Consider the following 16,118-nt stretch of genomic DNA (forward strand, 5'->3'; position numbering starts at 1 on the left):
AAATGCTGGTTTAATTATGAAATGGTTTGGTTGTTACTTAGGATTTACTATTATTTTATTCTTTTCTATTGTACAATGGATACCACTATAAGAGAGCATTTCAACTAATTCTTTAGCACTAACTGTTCTGGGAATTCTCCCTATATACTGCTTTACAGGGACTGAACCGTTATACTGAATTTCAGTATTGTACCACCTGGATATTTGTCGCATCACGGCAGCTACATCTGCATTATCAAATTGAAAATACCCATCTTTCCAGGCTACAAGTACATTCGGATCTTCTATTTCCTTCATATTGATCAGATTTGAATTCCTGGTAATGCTAGCCTGTTGTCCAGGCTTCAACAAAAGACATTGATTATTCCTTTTTACACTCACAGATCCTTCCAGTAAAGTGGTAAGTTCTGCGTCCTCATCATCATATGCATTGATATTGAAATGAGTGCCTAAAACTGTTACTTCAGATCCTTTGGTACTTACTATAAAAGGTTTTAATTTATTTTTTGCTACTTCAAAATACGCCTCTCCTGTAACTGCTACCTTACGATCTTTCCCGCAAAAAACAGCAGGAAAAGTGATAGATGAACCAGAATTCAGCCATACCTCAGTTTTATCTGCCAAAATCAAATGATACTGACCGCCACGAGGAGTGGTAACTGTATTCATCAATGCAACATTAGCCCCAGGTTGATCAATTATACTGTAAACCAGTTCTCCACTTTTAGTTTTAGTTACCTCAACACCTTGCTGATTAGAAATCTGACCAGTAATATCATCGTTGAGAACAACACTAGTACCATTAGCAAGCTTTAAAATAGCATTGTTCCCACCGGGCTTTATTTCATGATTTGCAGTTAAAGAGGACTTAGCACTCCTATTTGGATTTACAAAAAACAAATACACAATCCCCAGCAGCGCTCCTATTAGAATTGCAGCTTTTGCAAAATAATGACGATATATTTTAAAAGTATTTTTCTTGTCGCCGTCTTTGGCTGTATTCATCATGTTAGCCTCAACGTTAGCATAAATATTTGCCTTAAAGTTTGCTAACTCATCTAAAGAAAAATTAGGGACTTCTCCATTTACGCTTTCATACCAATCCTCAACTATCCTGATTTCTTCAGGCGTAGCAGTTTGGTCATTGTATTTTTTTAATAAATATTTTAATTCTTCAATATCCAAAATGAGTGCTTTTATCTATATATCCGATACCGGAGAAGAAAGTACTATGGCATAGTTTATTTTTTTTAAAAAAAAAGAATACGTACCCAGGATGAACCATAATCCTTTGCTATCATTCTTAGGCGGCCATAAGCCATTTGTAGCTGGTTCTTGATGGTCTGTTCAGATAAAGACAGGTTACCGGCAATTTGTTTAATCGATAATTCATCATCCTTTTTCAGGAGATAAATTTCACGCATCCGAGGTGGCATTTTAGCCACTTCTTTGTCTATAATAGCTTTTAGTTCTTTTTCTATAAGGATATCCTGTGCATATGAATCAATTGGGACATCTTTTGTGCTTACACTTATAGCATACTTGATCCTAACTTCATCCCTTTCATAAAGTTTAAGTACTTTATTTCTAAGAATAGCATATAGATATGCCAGAACACATCCTTCAGAATCAAGGGTATCAATCTTATCCCAAAGTGATAAAAAAGCATCCTGAACCAAATCCTTAGCGATATCATTACAATGAACCTTTTTATATGCTTGCTTAAATAAGGCATGCCAATAGGCTTCAAAAACGAGTTGAAATGCCCGTTTTTTGTCGGATTTAACTAATTGAAAAAAATTAATGTCCAATTCTTTGTCCATAAATGATCCGCATGGGCTAGATTAACTTAATGAATGCCTATAGTGTCTTATTGTTTCGCAAATTAAAATAATGATTATTAACTTATCATAAACTAAATAAAAACTACTACAAACAATGTAACATCACCTACCCGCGATTACTCCCCCTACATGTATGTCTATCATTTAATTCAGAAAAATTCTATTTATATCCCGTCATTGTTACTCTAATCTATTTATTATTAATTAATAAATCAAAATAAAGTAAAAATGGAACACGAGCTCCCCTTTTTTATGCTACAGTTTTCCTGTAATAAACGGGAAGTTCTTTTCTTCAACATGTGCCCTGATCATGATACCCTGAATCTTCTTCACAATTTCCGGATATTTGCCCGCCAGATCAGTACTTTCTTTCGGGTCTTTACTCAGGTCATATAAAGCAATCGGATTTGCCGGATTTTTCATCACCTTCTCTTTTATTCCCTTCCAATTACCCATCCGTACTGCTTGTCGACCGCCATCTTCATGAAACTCCCAATACAAAAAGTCGTGCTGTTTTTGTTTTCCTTTATTCAACAACACAGGCAATACAGAAACTCCATCTGAACGGAAAGGCAATGATTGTCCCGCTAGTTCAGCAAAAGTTGGCAAGAAGTCCCAAAATGCACCTATATAATCAGAGGTCTGACCTCCTTTTATTTTACCTTGCCAATTAGCAATTACAGGCTCCCTTATACCACCTTCTGTCAACTGTCTTTTAATCCCCTTAAAACCTCCACTGCTGTTAAAAAACTCAGGATCATTTCCTCCTTCTCTATGTGGACCGTTATCACTTGTAAAAATGATCAATGTATTTTTTTCAAGGCCCAGTTCTTTTAATTTCGAAACCAATTCACCAACATAATTATCTAATTTGGTAACCATCGCTGCATATGCAGCATGCGGATATGCCTGAGGTTGATAACCAGAGCCATCCCATTCACTTTTTACGTTTTTAGGCTGTTCGCCAAACTTCCTTTTATAATATTCAAAAGTCTTATCTCCATCAGGCAATTGCAAACCTGCATGAGGCAAGGTATAGGCCATATACATGAAAAATGGAGCTGAACGATTACGTTCCATAAAACTAATTGCCTTTTTCTGAATCAATTCCGGAGCATATTCAACCTGCCTGGTTAAGGTATTATTCAATTCCACACGTTTTAGATTATCCCATAAATGATCAGGAAAGAAATTATGCGATTGGCGCTGACAATTATATCCATAAAACTGATCAACACCTTGATTTACCGGATCACCTTCAGAGCCCGGAAATCCCATTCCCCATTTACCAAATGCACCGGTTTTATAGCCCGCAGCTTTAAACATCTCCGGCATCGTATAAGTAGCAGCCGGCAAAGGCAACTGCCCTTCAGCTTTAACCTCATAATTCCCTCTTATGGGGGTGTGTCCGGTATGCAAACCTGTCATTAACGATGCCCGTGACGGCGCACATACAGAAGTCCCTCCGTAAAACTGCGTAAAACGTATGCCTCCAGATGCTAGCTTATCGATATTTGGTGTTTCTATTAAAGCCTGCCCATAACAGCCCAAATCTCCATAGCCCATATCATCCGCAAGAATAAAAATCACATTAGGTTTCTCTTGTGCCGTAACATAAAGGCTACTAGTTACCAAAAAAATGGTAAAAAAGTGCTTTGTTATATTCATGCTATTTATTTGTTTGTACTGCTTTAAGTAACTCGGCCAGTTCTTTTGTCTTTTCAGGATATTTGCTTGCAAGGTTATGTTTCTCGCCCATATCCTCGTTCAGGTTATACAATTGCAGGTCTGTTGAATTTCCTGTCTCTATCCCTACCAGCTTATTATAAGCGGCGCCATTAGCTGGCGAGATATATTTCCAACCATCTTTTATAATCGAAAGCGGACCGCCCTGCTCAACAAAAACAGATCTGCCTTTTTGCGAACGACCAAGAAATGCATTAAGTAAATTCTCACTATCCCCTGCTTCTCCTGAAGGAATTGGCTGATTAATCAGTTTTGAAAAAGAGGCCAACAAATCCATCTGACTTACCAAAGCAGAAGAAACATTTGGTTTAACCTGTGCAGGCCAGTTTAAAATGAAGGGCACCCTGGTTCCGCCCTCCAGTGCACTGTATTTACCCCCACGAAGCGGTCCTGCAGGCAAATGACCATTAATCATAGTTACTGCACCATCCTCATAACCGTCATCCAATACAGGTCCGTTATCACTCGTAAATACGATCATGGTATTCTTATCTATATTCAACGCTTTAAGTTGCTTCATCAGCTCCCCAATAGTCCAGTCGAGCTGTAAAATAGCGTCTCCACGTAAGCCCAATCCGCTTTTACCTCTAAACATCGTTGCAGGCATTCGTGGAACATGTGGTTCTGTTAAGGCGAAATACAGAAAGAAGGGTTGCTTTTGATTGCTTTCAATAAAAGACTGTGCTTTAGCCAAAAAAGTTGTAGACACCTCTTCATCAACCCAGCGAGCCATGTGTCCTCCCGACATATAGCCAATTCTGCCAATTCCATTCACAATAGTCTGATTATGCCCTTGTCCGGGAGAAGATTTCATTTTTAACAATTCCGGATGATCTTTCCCTGTAGGATCATCACCTACTTTAGCTAAATAATTTACCTCAATAGGATCCTTAGGATCAAGTGCAACTACATTATACCCATCCAAAAACACTGTTGGCACCCTGTCGGCAGTTGCAGGAAAGATAAAAGAATACTCAAAACCCACTTCAACCGGTCCTGGCTTTATTTCGTTATTCCAGTCCTTAGCTATTGTTTTACCTAAACCAAGATGCCATTTACCAACAATTCCTGTTTTATAACCTGCTTGTTTAAATAGATTAGGCAGTGTAGTTTTATCAGTTGGAATAATCAAAGCTGCATCTCCGGGAAGGATTCCCGTGCCGCTTTTGCGCCAGGGATATTCTCCGGTCATAAAAGCATAACGTGAGGGTGTACAGGTAGCCGATGTAGCATGTGCATCCGTAAAACGAACACCAGATGAAGCAAGCTTATCAAGATTTGGAGTCTGAATTTTCGTTGCACCATAACAACTTAAATCACCATAACCTAAGTCATCTGCACAAATGTAAATTACATTTGGTCTTTGAGTCTTCCCTTGTTTTACCCCGGTTTGGGCAGAAACATTTAATACTATACCTAATAATGCAGCTATTAAAAGCCCGTGATTTACCTTTTGCTTTATCATTCTATTTATTTTGACTTCTCTCCTTCCCAAATCTATAAATTGTTTACAAATAAAAAGCAGGTAATGTCATTACAACAATTACCTGCTTAGAAGGGACATTTACTAAATTTTAATTCTTAAATATTTCAGCCAGTTTATGGTCAATATCTTCCTCATTCCCCGATTTTACCAATATTTTACCTTCTTTATCAAGTAACACATATAGCGGTATAGTACCATGCTTGTATTTACTAACTACCCTTGCAGGCATATTTTTTACAGGGAACTCATCAATGGTCTGGATCCATGGCATTTGCTCTACGTCCATAGCCTTAATCCAATCATTCCACCTGCTATCGTTTGTTACGCTAACAATTTCAAACCCTTTGTCCTTATACTTAGCGTATACCTCTTTCCAATGCGGGATAGCTTCTCTGCAGGGCTTACACCAACTTGCCCAAAAGTCTATCATTACATATTTTCCTCTTGTAGATGAAAGCGTAAATTTCGTACTGTCCCCTTGCAATAAAGTAAAGTCTTCAGCATAATTACCAGGTAATACAGCTCTTCTTTCGTCAATATCTTGCATAATATTACTGAAGTAAACGGATTCTTTAGCGGCACCGCTAAATGTTACCATCAGCTTCTCCAGGTCCGTTAAAGGTATTCCCGAATTAAACATATAATGATTGCTCAACATATAAATACCCGCAACTGATGACGGATTTTTAGCAATAAACGGACGTATATAATTCAATTGTGCATTAAAAATCTCTTCTTTGCCCTTACCACCTTTTGTTTTGATTTCATAGCCAATAAAATCCGCATGACTTGTTGAGCCAGTAACTTTAACATTTTTCAGCATAGCCCCTTTATCACTTCCATACTTTGTGTAATCGTAATGTTGAGCACCTGCTGTATCCACTTTAACAGAAATAGCAGCGTTTTCCATAAAAATCTGTGTTCCCCAGTTGCCCGGTTTGAAAGAGAGACTCATCATTTTTGGGCCGCTAAGCTTCCCTTTCATTACAAACTTACCATTCCTCAACTTACCCGTATTCACTTTGGTACTCATCCTGGTTTTAGCATTATACTCGTTCAACACCACCTCTCCATTGGCAATACCTTTTACGGTACCTGTGAGCGTATATCCAATGCTTGATTTGGTTTGCGCAATGCCGATTACAGTTTGGGCGATCAGCAGTATAGCAGCGAGCCCTATATATTTTAACTTCATAAAGTATCTTTCTATTTAACAGTTACATTAAAATTAACATCTTCAGGTGGGATACATTCATTGTCATCACAGGCACCAAACTGTATAGATCCTTTAACAGCCGTCTGGTTCTTTGACTTCAATTTGATCTTTTGTTGAAACACTGCCTGATTCTCAAAATATCCTACCTGCATGTTGAACATTTTTTCAAATTTCACAATCGGGTTAGTTTCTTTGGTTTTCCCTACAAGCGCATATTGCTGTGATGGCGAAAAAGTAAATACCGTTTTTGTCGGTCCCCCATCTCCCACATTTTGAGAATAAATGTGCCAGCCTTTATCAATCGTCGCTTTAAAGAATACAGTAGCTTCCGTTGAACTTGTTTTTTTCGCTGCATAACTCCATTTCACAGGACGAAGAATTTGAGCCTGAAGTACCTGTGCGGAAGCAACCAGTGCCAAGGCAATTATCAGTTTTTTCATATCGTTTAGTTGTTAAAGATTTCAGCCATTTTTTTATCCATCGCCGCATCATCTTCTCCACCACCGCCATAACGGCCAACAATTATTCCATTTTTATCAATAAGAATTTTGGTAGGCAAACTATGGATACCATAACCTTCAGTGATATCTTCCGATTTATCATAGCCCGTAGCAGTTCTCTTCAAACCTCTTAAAACATGCTTCCACACGCTTATCTTATCCTGATCCACTGCTTTTTTCCAGGCTGCATGATTCGTATCGTCATCAGATATTCCTATAATTTCCAAGCCCTTATCCTTATACTTACTATATAGCGACAATAAATGTGGATTACCTTTTCTACAGGGCACACACCAGCTTGCCCAAAAATCAATTAACACATACTTTTTACCCTTAAAATCGGCCAGACTAAGTTGCTCTCCATTGATATCAGCTTTGGCGAATACCCTAGCCACACTTCCCGGTGAACCACTTTCCAGTTCAAGAATTTCCTTATATACGTCTTTACCTGATCCACTTTGCTTGATCCTGTCTGTCCAACCATTGTAAATAGCCTTTGCCTTATCGAGCGCAACTGAGCTCATTTTAAAACGCATGAGATAGGCAGAAATATAAGAATCAGGATGTGTACTGATAAAGGCCTCATCTATTTTGTCCATCCTTTCGTTAAAAGGTTCAAACTGCTCGCGAATAGCCGCTGCTTTTTCGTGATCTTTCTCTTTTCGGTAAGCTTCAAGTACAGGTTCCATCTCTTTACGTATCGGAGCCTTTTGCTTGTTCAATCGCTCAAGCTCATCATTGCTGGGAGATCCTTTCAATGTCAATTGTTTAAAAGCCCCATAGCTTACAACCATATCCATTTTCCCCGGTTCTATGAAGAAGCTGGTCATATTGGGATCGTCACTATTCCTGCTGTTCCGGGAGGCGGCCAGACTAGCCATGACAGGTTCCGTTAATTTACCTTTGAATACAAATACGCCATTTTTAATGGCTGCACTATCGGTTTTGTAGTTTTCACCTAAAGGATAAAACAAGTAAACATAACCTGTCATTTTTCCGTTAATCTTTCCCTGAATATTGAATTCCAAGGCCTTGTTGTCCTGAGCAAACCCCGGCAGACCTATAAAGGCTGCCAGGGTGTAAAATAATAGTTTTTTCATATGGTGGTCTCTTAGTTTTTATTATATCCCGGATTCTGTTCCCCTATAGTTGGGTTCTTTTCAAATTCCACGGCCGGTATAGGCAGGATAAAATGGTTCTTGTCTGTAATTGCGGGTTTGATCTGCAATACGGTAGCCAGTGGTAATCTAAGCAGCGAGGTCCAATCCTGACCATCTTCAAAAGAAAGATTTCTAACTGTTTCCTTATGTACTTCAAGCAACAGCTGATCGGGAGTTGTGGCATTATCAACTGCAGTAAAATTAGTTACACCGGCATGTGCCATAATGTTTTTCAGCAAAGCTCTGGCATCACTCAGGCTACCACCCGATCTAATGATTCCTTCTGCTTGCAGCAGATAAACTTCTGTAAGTCTTAAGGCGTATGATTCTTCTACTTTCGGACCCATATATTTGGCGATGCCATCTAAACTGGTACCTACAGTACCGATCACCCAACTACCTCTGGGATCTCCGGTCATTAGCGATTTAAAATATGCAGTAGCCAGGAACTGTGCAGAGTTTCTGAAAAAATAGGTATCAGATTTACTTACTTGTCCTGGTTTAGGCACTAATCCAAGCATCACTTCTTTACTGCCCAAACCTTTTGTACTAAAAATATCCCGCAGGTTACCTTCTAAAACATAAGGTGAATGCTGGATAATATCCTGTGTAAGACTAACTACTTGCGCATAATCGCCGGCACTACCACGGAGCATCAGTACCCTGGCTTTAAATGCCTTTGCCACCCATTGGTTACCGTAGTAATTTACGCTGCTAATGGGAGCATGAGCGATAGCATCGTCCAGATCGCTCAAAATAGCATCATAACTTTCCTTAACCGTGTTTCGTTTTTTCGCAATGTTATTGGTGCTCACAAACTCAAGTCTCAACATTACCCCTAAACTGCTGTTAAGATCGTAAAACTGCGCAAAATAACGCAATAGATTATAGTGTCCGTAAGCCCTTAAAAGACGAGCTTCGGCAAGGATCTCTGCTCTCCTGCTCCCCGAAAATTTAGACTCAGGCAGCACATTGATCTGGTCAATCACGCCATTTGCAGCATTAACAAGGCTATAAGCGTTTGACCATATATTGCCTGCAGAATAATCAGATGCAGTAATCTGGCTGTTTTCCTCAAATGGAGTAACTCCGTTAGACTGCCTGTGGTTACCTGCCAGCACACTTGGTGGAGCCTCATGAGATCTGGCCCATAAAATACTTGGCGTACCACGATCATCACCTCCCTCTGCAAAGCGCAGGTAAACACCATTCAGCGCAACCTGGGCGCTTTTTTGATCAACAATGGCATTTCCTTCCACCTTGGCCTGTGCGGGCAAGGCATTCAGTTCTTTTTTACATGACACCAGTACAGATACTGCAGCTGTAAAGGTCACGGCTATAATTAAATTCTTCATCTCTCAATTGTTAATCATTAAAAACCTAAACGAATTCCGAAAGTATAAGACCTAACGGTTGGAAAGGTACTGGCATCGCGGCCACCACCGATAACGCTTCCCGGATCATCACTTACTTCCGGATCAGGACCAGGGTAAGACGTTACAGTAAACAGGTTGGTACCTGTAGCGAAAACGCTCATGTTGCTGATTCTCAATTTCTGCAACAACGCTGAAGGCAGGTTATAGCCCAGTGTAAGCGACTTGAGTTTCAAATAAGAAGCATCATACACATTCTCATTAGATAGCATCATCGTCTCATTCAAAAGCAGTCTCGGGCGATTTGAATTTGGATTACTCGCACTGTAATGATCCAATACTCTTATTCCTCTATTGGCAAGACTACTCATATTAAAATCACCCACGTCTTTCTGATACATCAGCTTACCACCATAAGAAAAGGTAAATAAGGAAGTCAGATTAAAGCGTCCCAAGCTGAAAACGTTGGTATAGCCACCGAAAAATTTAGGTGCCGCTTTTCCGATGATATCCTCTTTCCAAAATCCATCTTCTGCCATAACATAAGACAGGTCCCCGATATTAACCAGAGGCTGGAAATAGATATAATATGGAAACGCTGCTTTATAGGCATCAACCTGTTCCTGTGTGCGGAGTATACCTGCTGAAACTCTGCCATACAATAATCCAAGAGGCTCTCCCTCTTTAACGATACTGGTCCCCAGATTAAGCGCATTACGATCGTTAGGATTTGAAAAAGGGCCACCATCTATATTTAACACTTTGGAAACGTTCTGTGAAATATTCAGTGCACCGTTCCAGCTGAAACGTTTATTGCGAACAAAATCACCATGAAGTTCCAGCTCTAACCCGCGATTACGGATCTTTGCAATGTTGTAGATTACACTTGAAAATGAAGAACTCGGTGCAGGGGTAATGTTAAGTAGTGCTCCATCGGTTATCTTGTTGTAATAACCAAAGGTACCACCAAACCTGCCATCGAATAAATTAAAGTCCAATCCAAGATCCTGTTGTGTAGTAGATTCCCATTTGATATTCGCATTACCAAGCTGGCTAGGTACCAAAGCATTCAAACCTGCATAAGAATCAGGCGTGTAAAGTGTACGCCACAAATGGTCGTCTATACTTTGGGTTCCGGTACGACCGGCACTGGCACGAAGTTTAATTTCATTGATCCATTTCACGTCTTTAAGAAAATTCTCCTCAGAAACGCGCCATGCAACGGCACCAGAAGGGAAATAACCCACCTGATTTCCTGGTGAGAACTTAGAAGAGGCATCAGATCTACCGGTAAAGGTTAGTAAATATTTATCTCTGAATACATAGTTGGCACGAACATAAAACGACAACAATGAGCTTTGTCCGGATGGATTACCTCCTCTAACACTCACTGCCGTAGCTGCTGAAGTTAGGTTGTTCAGAAAATCATCATCCGGATAGCCTTTTCCTGTGGCTGAAAAGAAATCCATGCGGTTCTTTTCCCATGATGTTCCTGCCAGTACATTCAGCCGGTGGTCGTCGTTAAATGTTTTATTCCAGGTCAGTGTATTTTCAATAAATGTGCTCAAGGTATTTGAGGTAGATTGTGAACCCAATCCACCGCCTGAACTTTCTCTTCCATAAAAGCCACCCACTTCTACATAACTTGGTGTATAGTTCAACTGGTTATAATTGCTGTAATTAGCAGAAAAAGTACTTTTAAACTTCAGGTCTTTCAGTATATCATACTCAGCAGACAATGAGCCCATCAAGGTATAATCCTTAGCGCGGTTGGTTGTTGTGGCCACGGCTACAGGATTCTGATATCCACGATAATCGGCACTTAGCGCCCCAAGATTAGCATAGGAACCATCTTCATTATATACACCAAAAGTTGGTGGAGCATTTAAGGCCTGTGCGTAGGCTCCACTGGTGATATTGGTTTTTGTGAAGCCATAATTCAGGTTAGCAATCACTTTAAAACGGCTGGTAATCTCATTATCCAGGTTCATTTTTCCTGATAGCCTGTTAAAGTCAGATCCAGTAACTGTTCCACCCTGTTGCGTGTAGTTTAACGAAGCATAATAGCGTGAACCAGCCCCACCTCCGCTAACAGAAACGTCAGCATTGTTAGTATGACCGTTCCTCAGAATCAGATCCAGCCAATCTGTATTTGCATTTCCAAAAAAAGCAGGATTGTTCATGATACTCAACGCCTGCACTGCCGCACCAGTAGTAAGGGATAAGTTCAGCCTTTTGCGCTCATTGATATAGTTGGTTGCAGCTTCTTTTAAAGTTGATTTATATTGATCTGCATTCAGCACTTGTTCTTTAATTGGCGTATTGATGCCGGTATAATAATTGGCACTCAATTGCGGCTTGCTATTTTGTTTCCCTTTTTTTGTGGTAATGATCACCACACCGTTTGCGGCCTTAGAACCATAAATAGCTGTTGCAGAAGCATCTTTCAGGATATCTATAGACTCAATATCGGCAATATTCAATCCGGCAAGATTGTTTAGCCCCCGGGCAAAAGCACCCGAAACGCTATTGTTAAAATCTTCACCGTAATTGGCAGCTTCAATCGGGTTAACGATATCCGACTGAGCGTTCATAAAGTTATTACTCACTACGGTTGGTATACCATCAATTACATACAGCGGATCATTGGTTCCTAAAAGAGATGCCCCGCCCCTGATGCGAATTCTTACCGCACCACCTGGAGAACCATCAGCTTTAATCACCTGTACCCCTGAGGCTTTACCAACAAGAGCATCATCTACACTCATAAAAGGCACATCCTTTATTTCTGTAGTTTTGATAGAAGAAACTGATCCTGTAAGATCCTTTCTTTTTGTCGTACCGTAGCCCACAACTACAGTTTCTTCCAACTTATTCTGGCTGAGTTGCATGGTTACTATCATCGACTGACGGGCAGGAAGTTCTTGTGTAACATACCCTACATAAGAAAAGATCAATATTGCATTATCCGGCACAGAGATATTAAAATTCCCTTGCTCACCCGATACAATAGATCTCCTGGAGTCATCCTTTACTTTAACACTCACTCCTGGCATGGGTCTGCCATTTTCATCAAGTACACGACCGCGAACATCAACAGCAGAAATAACATTTCTGAGCTTATCCAGAAAGGAAGGCTCTTTTTTTGAGACCACCACAGAGTTTTTTGCTACTGAGTAGTCAAAGGGCTGGTCTTCAAAAACCTGTTGAAGCACTTCTTTTAAATCTGCATTCTTCACCTGTATCGTAACGGGTTTTGCATTTTTTAAATTAGTTGTGGTGAATAGGAAATCATACCCGCTTTGCGTTCGAATTTTATCCAGCACATGTTTAATGGGCGCATTTTTTTCACTCAAAGTGATTTTTTGCGCGTAGCTACCTGCACTTACCTGCAGGATAACTGTGATTAAGAGCAAAGTGGTCAGGTTAACTCGCATAATCCATTCTCTTTTTCCGGTTCTACTAACCCGGCTAAGTGCCCGGTTCATCATCAACTGGATTTTGGTAGCACAGCACGAAAGCTGCATCAACCTTTTTGTATAAAAATCGTACATTTGTTTAGCATGGTTTAAAAACGTTGGGCCTTCATTTTCGAAGATGTTGGGGCCTTTCGTTTAGTTGATAGTTTAGATTATTAATGTAAACCGCTTATTGGGTTATCCTGGTTCCGAGGCCGGGGTAACCTTTTTTAAGGGTTTGAATAGTAACAGTTTAATTCATTACCATCACCCTCCTTCCTTCGATATCAAAATGAACGGTTTTGGTTCTTTCCAGCATACTCAATACATCACTGATATTTGACGATCTTGAAATCGTACCGGTAAACCCTTCTTCTGTAGGATTGTCTTTATAGACAACCTCAATATTATACCAGCGGGCAATTTGTTGCATCACACTCTGGATTCTTTCATCATTAAAACGGAAATAACCATTTTTCCAGGAAACCGCATCTTCCGGATCCACCTGCTGTACATTGAGCTGTCCTGCACCCAGTTTAGCTTGTTGCCCCGGAATCAGCACAACTTCATTATTACTCCCTTTAACCTTTACACTGCCTTCCAATAAGGTCGTTTTTACAAAACGGTTAGTCTGGTAACTGTTCACATTGAAGTGGGTACCGAGAACTTCAATAGTCTGTCCTTCCGACTTCACGACAAACGGATGTACCTTATCCTTAGTAACTTCGAAGTAAGCCTCCCCCTGCAATTCTACAACTCTATTCTTACCGACAAAAACAGAAGGAAATTTAAGACTACTCTCTGCATTCAGCATCACAATGGTTCCATCAGGTAAAGTAACATTGTACATACCGCCTCTCGGGGTATGCGCTGTCATCTCTAAAGACGAAGCTTGTTTATCGTTCCCAGGGCTTTCAACCCCCGTACCATCATTATAAACCAGCTTGCCTTCTTTTACCACTACGCCTCTCTTTGCATCACTGAGGTTTATCGTTTTACCATTTGCCAGTGTGAGTATTGCTGTATTTTTGCCGGGAGGGATATCCTGCGCCAAAGAAATTTTATCTTTTATACTAATGTAGCGGGTATTGTAAAAATATAGTCCTGCACTAAGCACCAGCAATATAGCAGCAACACTGGCTATACGTGGCCATAGTTTGATTTTTTGAGCGCCATCTAAATAGCCGTTAAGTTTATGCAGGCCCAGATCATGTTCCTGTTGTAAATCTTCAGGACTTAAGGTTTCCCCGGTTTTATATTTCAAATACCAGCTTTCCAGCAATGCCCTTTCTTCCGGCTTCGCTTTTCCGCTATTGTATTTTTCTATTAATTTTTCTGCTCTTTCGAATTCCATGTTCATGCTAAGCGGAATTTCCCGCTATAACAATAAGACACGGCTAGATGCATGATAGACTAGACGATATTAAAATAAATTTAAAATAATATGAAGAATATGTTTGCACCGAGCTTTACGCGCAAAATTTTCAAAGCATTATGCACCTGATTACGTACAGTATGGGGTGATAAATTGAGGGCAGCAGCAATCTCATTATGACTCATTTCAAGCTTACGGCTCATTTCAAAAACAAGTCGCATTTGATCCGGTAGTGCAGCTATTTCCTGTTCAATAAGCAAGCTCAATTCCTTCTCCCGCAGCTGATCTTCAATAATATTTTCGCCCTGATCTATAAACTCCTGTAGTGATGCGGCAAAATTATCTCTTACTTTTCTATTCCGATACTGATTTAGTATACGGTTACGCACAGAGGCATATAAATAAGAAGACAAGCTGGTCGTAAAATAAAGTTGCTGGCGATTAGTCCATAGGTATACAAACAATTCCTGAATAATATCGCCAACCTCTTCTCTATCCGGTAAGCGTCTGTAAGCATGGCTATATAATACGCCCTGATACCGATTGTATATTTCGGTAAGCGCCAACCGCTCGCCCCTCTTTAACAAGGCAACAAGATCCTGATCGGAATATGAACTATAAACAGACATTGTGATCATCCTACTAAGTAAAGATATGGAAAAATCTTGGCTAATAGCTCAGGAAGATCGCAAACCTGTTTTTGACAAGGCAAAGAATCGTGTGAACACCACTAGCGCTTAGTGCCGTCTGCCTTTAAATATTCCATTGAGATTTTACGCTGAAAAACATCACCGAGATAAACTGCCCGCTGGTAGTTCTTAGCATTCATATCCGTAATTTTTTGCCAAAACACATTGCGTAGTTTCCTGAACCAGGGAAAAACATAGTACATGGTAATTTTAGAAATGCCAAGTCGATTACAGGTTTGCTCATCAAGTAAAAACCTAACATAACAGATATGCAGGTACTTCACGAATTTCTTTTGATAGGCTTTCTTGAAGATATTAGAAGCTATTGCTTCATTTTCAAGCGCCTGTGCCAGCTGCACAGAGTCCTGATCTGCTGAAACCTGTCCAGCTGTCCATAAATAGAACATTTCAGTAGCCTGCTTTTTATCAATTGGCAAATAGTCTTCAGGTATTCCCAACAAATAACCAACATACTTCCAAAGATGAAAAACACCCAACTCCTCTTTTTCTGAAATCCGTAGACCTAGCTGATGCAGACCATGCAGGTAAAACAAGCTAAAGCCAATATTCGTGGCTACCATATCCCAGTAATTTATAGGCTCTCCCCAGTTTTCCTTGTCCCAATTTGCATGTCGTTCCTGAATCATCAGTCGTGAAAAAGAATGTATTACCCTCGTACGAGCAGTATATTGATAACCAATTGCATTAATTTCCAAGGCTTTGTGACGGGTAACCTGTACCCAGAAATCAAGGGTATCAGTTATCCTTTTAGCAGGACCTTTCTTTAGCGCTCCCGTAAAAATGAGGGCTTTATTCAAATAAGCGTAATCATAACCACTCATCAGACTATAATCACGTAAAGAAATCAGTGCATTTGTTCCGCTGCGCATACATAAATTACACCCAGCCTTGAGCAGATCATCATCCAGCCAGGAAGGTTTTTGTTGCATGGTTAAGAACATCTTCTTTACACTGTCAGGTAAGTCGTCACCTTCAGAAATTTTAGAAGCCGCTAACTTGGTAATCAGCGCATATGCTTCCTCAAAATTTCTACCATTAAAGATTTCCTTGACTGCCTGATCTCCTAAAATATCATACTCGTTAGTACGTGGATCAACTCCCTTAAAATCGGTTAGTTCCAGCTTTGCACCTGACCATTGGACCAGCTGACTTCCGCTGCCATCTTCCCAGAATCTTTTAATATTTGAATCCATGAACCTTCTTTAGCTTATTGGTTTAATTAACAGCTAACCTCTCACATGAATTGTTCC

12 protein-coding genes are annotated in these 16,118 nt (G+C 40.0%); all 12 read right to left on the reverse strand.

Translation table 11 applies throughout. From position 1 onward, the window contains the following. Window positions 1-33: 33 nt before the first annotated feature. The 12 genes from B9A18_RS23770 to B9A18_RS23825 all read right to left on the reverse strand — a co-directional run bounded on the left by B9A18_RS23770 (window position 34) and on the right by B9A18_RS23825 (window position 16,061). Window positions 34-1,185 (reverse strand): FecR family protein, encoded by a 1,152-nt coding sequence (locus B9A18_RS23770; protein ID WP_084292234.1) that lies wholly within the window; start codon window positions 1,183-1,185, stop codon window positions 34-36. A 65-nt stretch (window positions 1,186-1,250) separates the two neighbouring features. Next, complete coding sequence (locus B9A18_RS23775) at window positions 1,251-1,823, reverse strand: RNA polymerase sigma factor (protein ID WP_084292236.1); 573 nt, start codon at window positions 1,821-1,823, stop codon at window positions 1,251-1,253. A 276-nt stretch (window positions 1,824-2,099) separates the two neighbouring features. After that, complete coding sequence (locus tag B9A18_RS23780) at window positions 2,100-3,512, reverse strand: arylsulfatase (RefSeq protein ID WP_084292238.1); 1,413 nt, start codon at window positions 3,510-3,512, stop codon at window positions 2,100-2,102. Window position 3,513: 1 nt separating this feature from the next. Beyond that, window positions 3,514-5,055, reverse strand: a complete 1,542-nt coding sequence (locus tag B9A18_RS23785) for a sulfatase family protein (protein WP_084292240.1) — start codon at window positions 5,053-5,055, stop codon at window positions 3,514-3,516. Between the two features lie 109 nt (window positions 5,056-5,164). Then, window positions 5,165-6,271: a TlpA disulfide reductase family protein gene (locus tag B9A18_RS23790; protein WP_084292242.1), complete on the reverse strand. Its 1,107-nt coding sequence runs from the start codon at window positions 6,269-6,271 to the stop codon at window positions 5,165-5,167. An 11-nt stretch (window positions 6,272-6,282) separates the two neighbouring features. Continuing rightward, on the reverse strand, window positions 6,283-6,732 hold the full coding sequence (locus B9A18_RS23795; RefSeq protein WP_084292244.1) for a protein-disulfide reductase DsbD domain-containing protein: 450 nt from the start codon (window positions 6,730-6,732) through the stop codon (window positions 6,283-6,285). Between the two features lie 5 nt (window positions 6,733-6,737). Further along, window positions 6,738-7,892 carry a TlpA disulfide reductase family protein gene (locus B9A18_RS23800; protein ID WP_084292246.1) on the reverse strand — a complete coding sequence of 385 codons (1,155 nt, stop codon included), beginning with the start codon at window positions 7,890-7,892 and terminating at the stop codon, window positions 6,738-6,740. A gap of 11 nt (window positions 7,893-7,903) precedes the next feature. Further along, on the reverse strand, window positions 7,904-9,307 hold the full coding sequence (locus B9A18_RS23805; RefSeq protein ID WP_084292248.1) for a RagB/SusD family nutrient uptake outer membrane protein: 1,404 nt from the start codon (window positions 9,305-9,307) through the stop codon (window positions 7,904-7,906). Between the two features lie 17 nt (window positions 9,308-9,324). Next, window positions 9,325-12,879 (reverse strand): TonB-dependent receptor, encoded by a 3,555-nt coding sequence (locus B9A18_RS23810; protein ID WP_235005430.1) that lies wholly within the window; start codon window positions 12,877-12,879, stop codon window positions 9,325-9,327. A 157-nt stretch (window positions 12,880-13,036) separates the two neighbouring features. Continuing rightward, complete coding sequence (locus B9A18_RS23815) at window positions 13,037-14,143, reverse strand: FecR family protein (RefSeq protein WP_084292250.1); 1,107 nt, start codon at window positions 14,141-14,143, stop codon at window positions 13,037-13,039. 74 nt (window positions 14,144-14,217) lie between these two features. Then, a complete protein-coding gene (locus B9A18_RS23820) occupies window positions 14,218-14,796 on the reverse strand; it encodes an RNA polymerase sigma factor (RefSeq protein ID WP_235005431.1) in 579 nt (192 codons plus the stop codon). Window positions 14,797-14,888: 92 nt separating this feature from the next. Further along, on the reverse strand, window positions 14,889-16,061 hold the full coding sequence (locus B9A18_RS23825) for an oxygenase MpaB family protein (protein WP_084292254.1): 1,173 nt from the start codon (window positions 16,059-16,061) through the stop codon (window positions 14,889-14,891). Window positions 16,062-16,118 lie beyond the last annotated feature (57 nt).

The sequence above is a fragment of the Pedobacter nyackensis genome, from assembly GCF_900176505.1.
Lineage (GTDB): Bacteria > Bacteroidota > Bacteroidia > Sphingobacteriales > Sphingobacteriaceae > Pedobacter > Pedobacter nyackensis.

Bases quoted from the DNA above. Each gene is read 5' to 3' on its own strand.
- B9A18_RS23825 (WP_084292254.1), bottom strand. From the start codon at position 16,061: ATGGATTCAAATATTAAAAGATTCTGGGAAGATGGCAGCGGAAGTCAG.
- B9A18_RS23820 (WP_235005431.1), bottom strand. From the start codon at position 14,796: ATGATCACAATGTCTGTTTATAGTTCATATTCCGATCAGGATCTTGTT.
- B9A18_RS23795 (WP_084292244.1), bottom strand. From the start codon at position 6,732: ATGAAAAAACTGATAATTGCCTTGGCACTGGTTGCTTCCGCACAGGTA.
- B9A18_RS23800 (WP_084292246.1), bottom strand. From the start codon at position 7,892: ATGAAAAAACTATTATTTTACACCCTGGCAGCCTTTATAGGTCTGCCG.
- B9A18_RS23805 (WP_084292248.1), bottom strand. From the start codon at position 9,307: ATGAAGAATTTAATTATAGCCGTGACCTTTACAGCTGCAGTATCTGTA.
- B9A18_RS23780 (WP_084292238.1), bottom strand. From the start codon at position 3,512: ATGAATATAACAAAGCACTTTTTTACCATTTTTTTGGTAACTAGTAGC.
- B9A18_RS23785 (WP_084292240.1), bottom strand. From the start codon at position 5,055: ATGATAAAGCAAAAGGTAAATCACGGGCTTTTAATAGCTGCATTATTA.
- B9A18_RS23790 (WP_084292242.1), bottom strand. From the start codon at position 6,271: ATGAAGTTAAAATATATAGGGCTCGCTGCTATACTGCTGATCGCCCAA.
- B9A18_RS23775 (WP_084292236.1), bottom strand. From the start codon at position 1,823: ATGGACAAAGAATTGGACATTAATTTTTTTCAATTAGTTAAATCCGAC.
- B9A18_RS23810 (WP_235005430.1), bottom strand. From the start codon at position 12,879: ATGTACGATTTTTATACAAAAAGGTTGATGCAGCTTTCGTGCTGTGCT.
- B9A18_RS23815 (WP_084292250.1), bottom strand. From the start codon at position 14,143: ATGAACATGGAATTCGAAAGAGCAGAAAAATTAATAGAAAAATACAAT.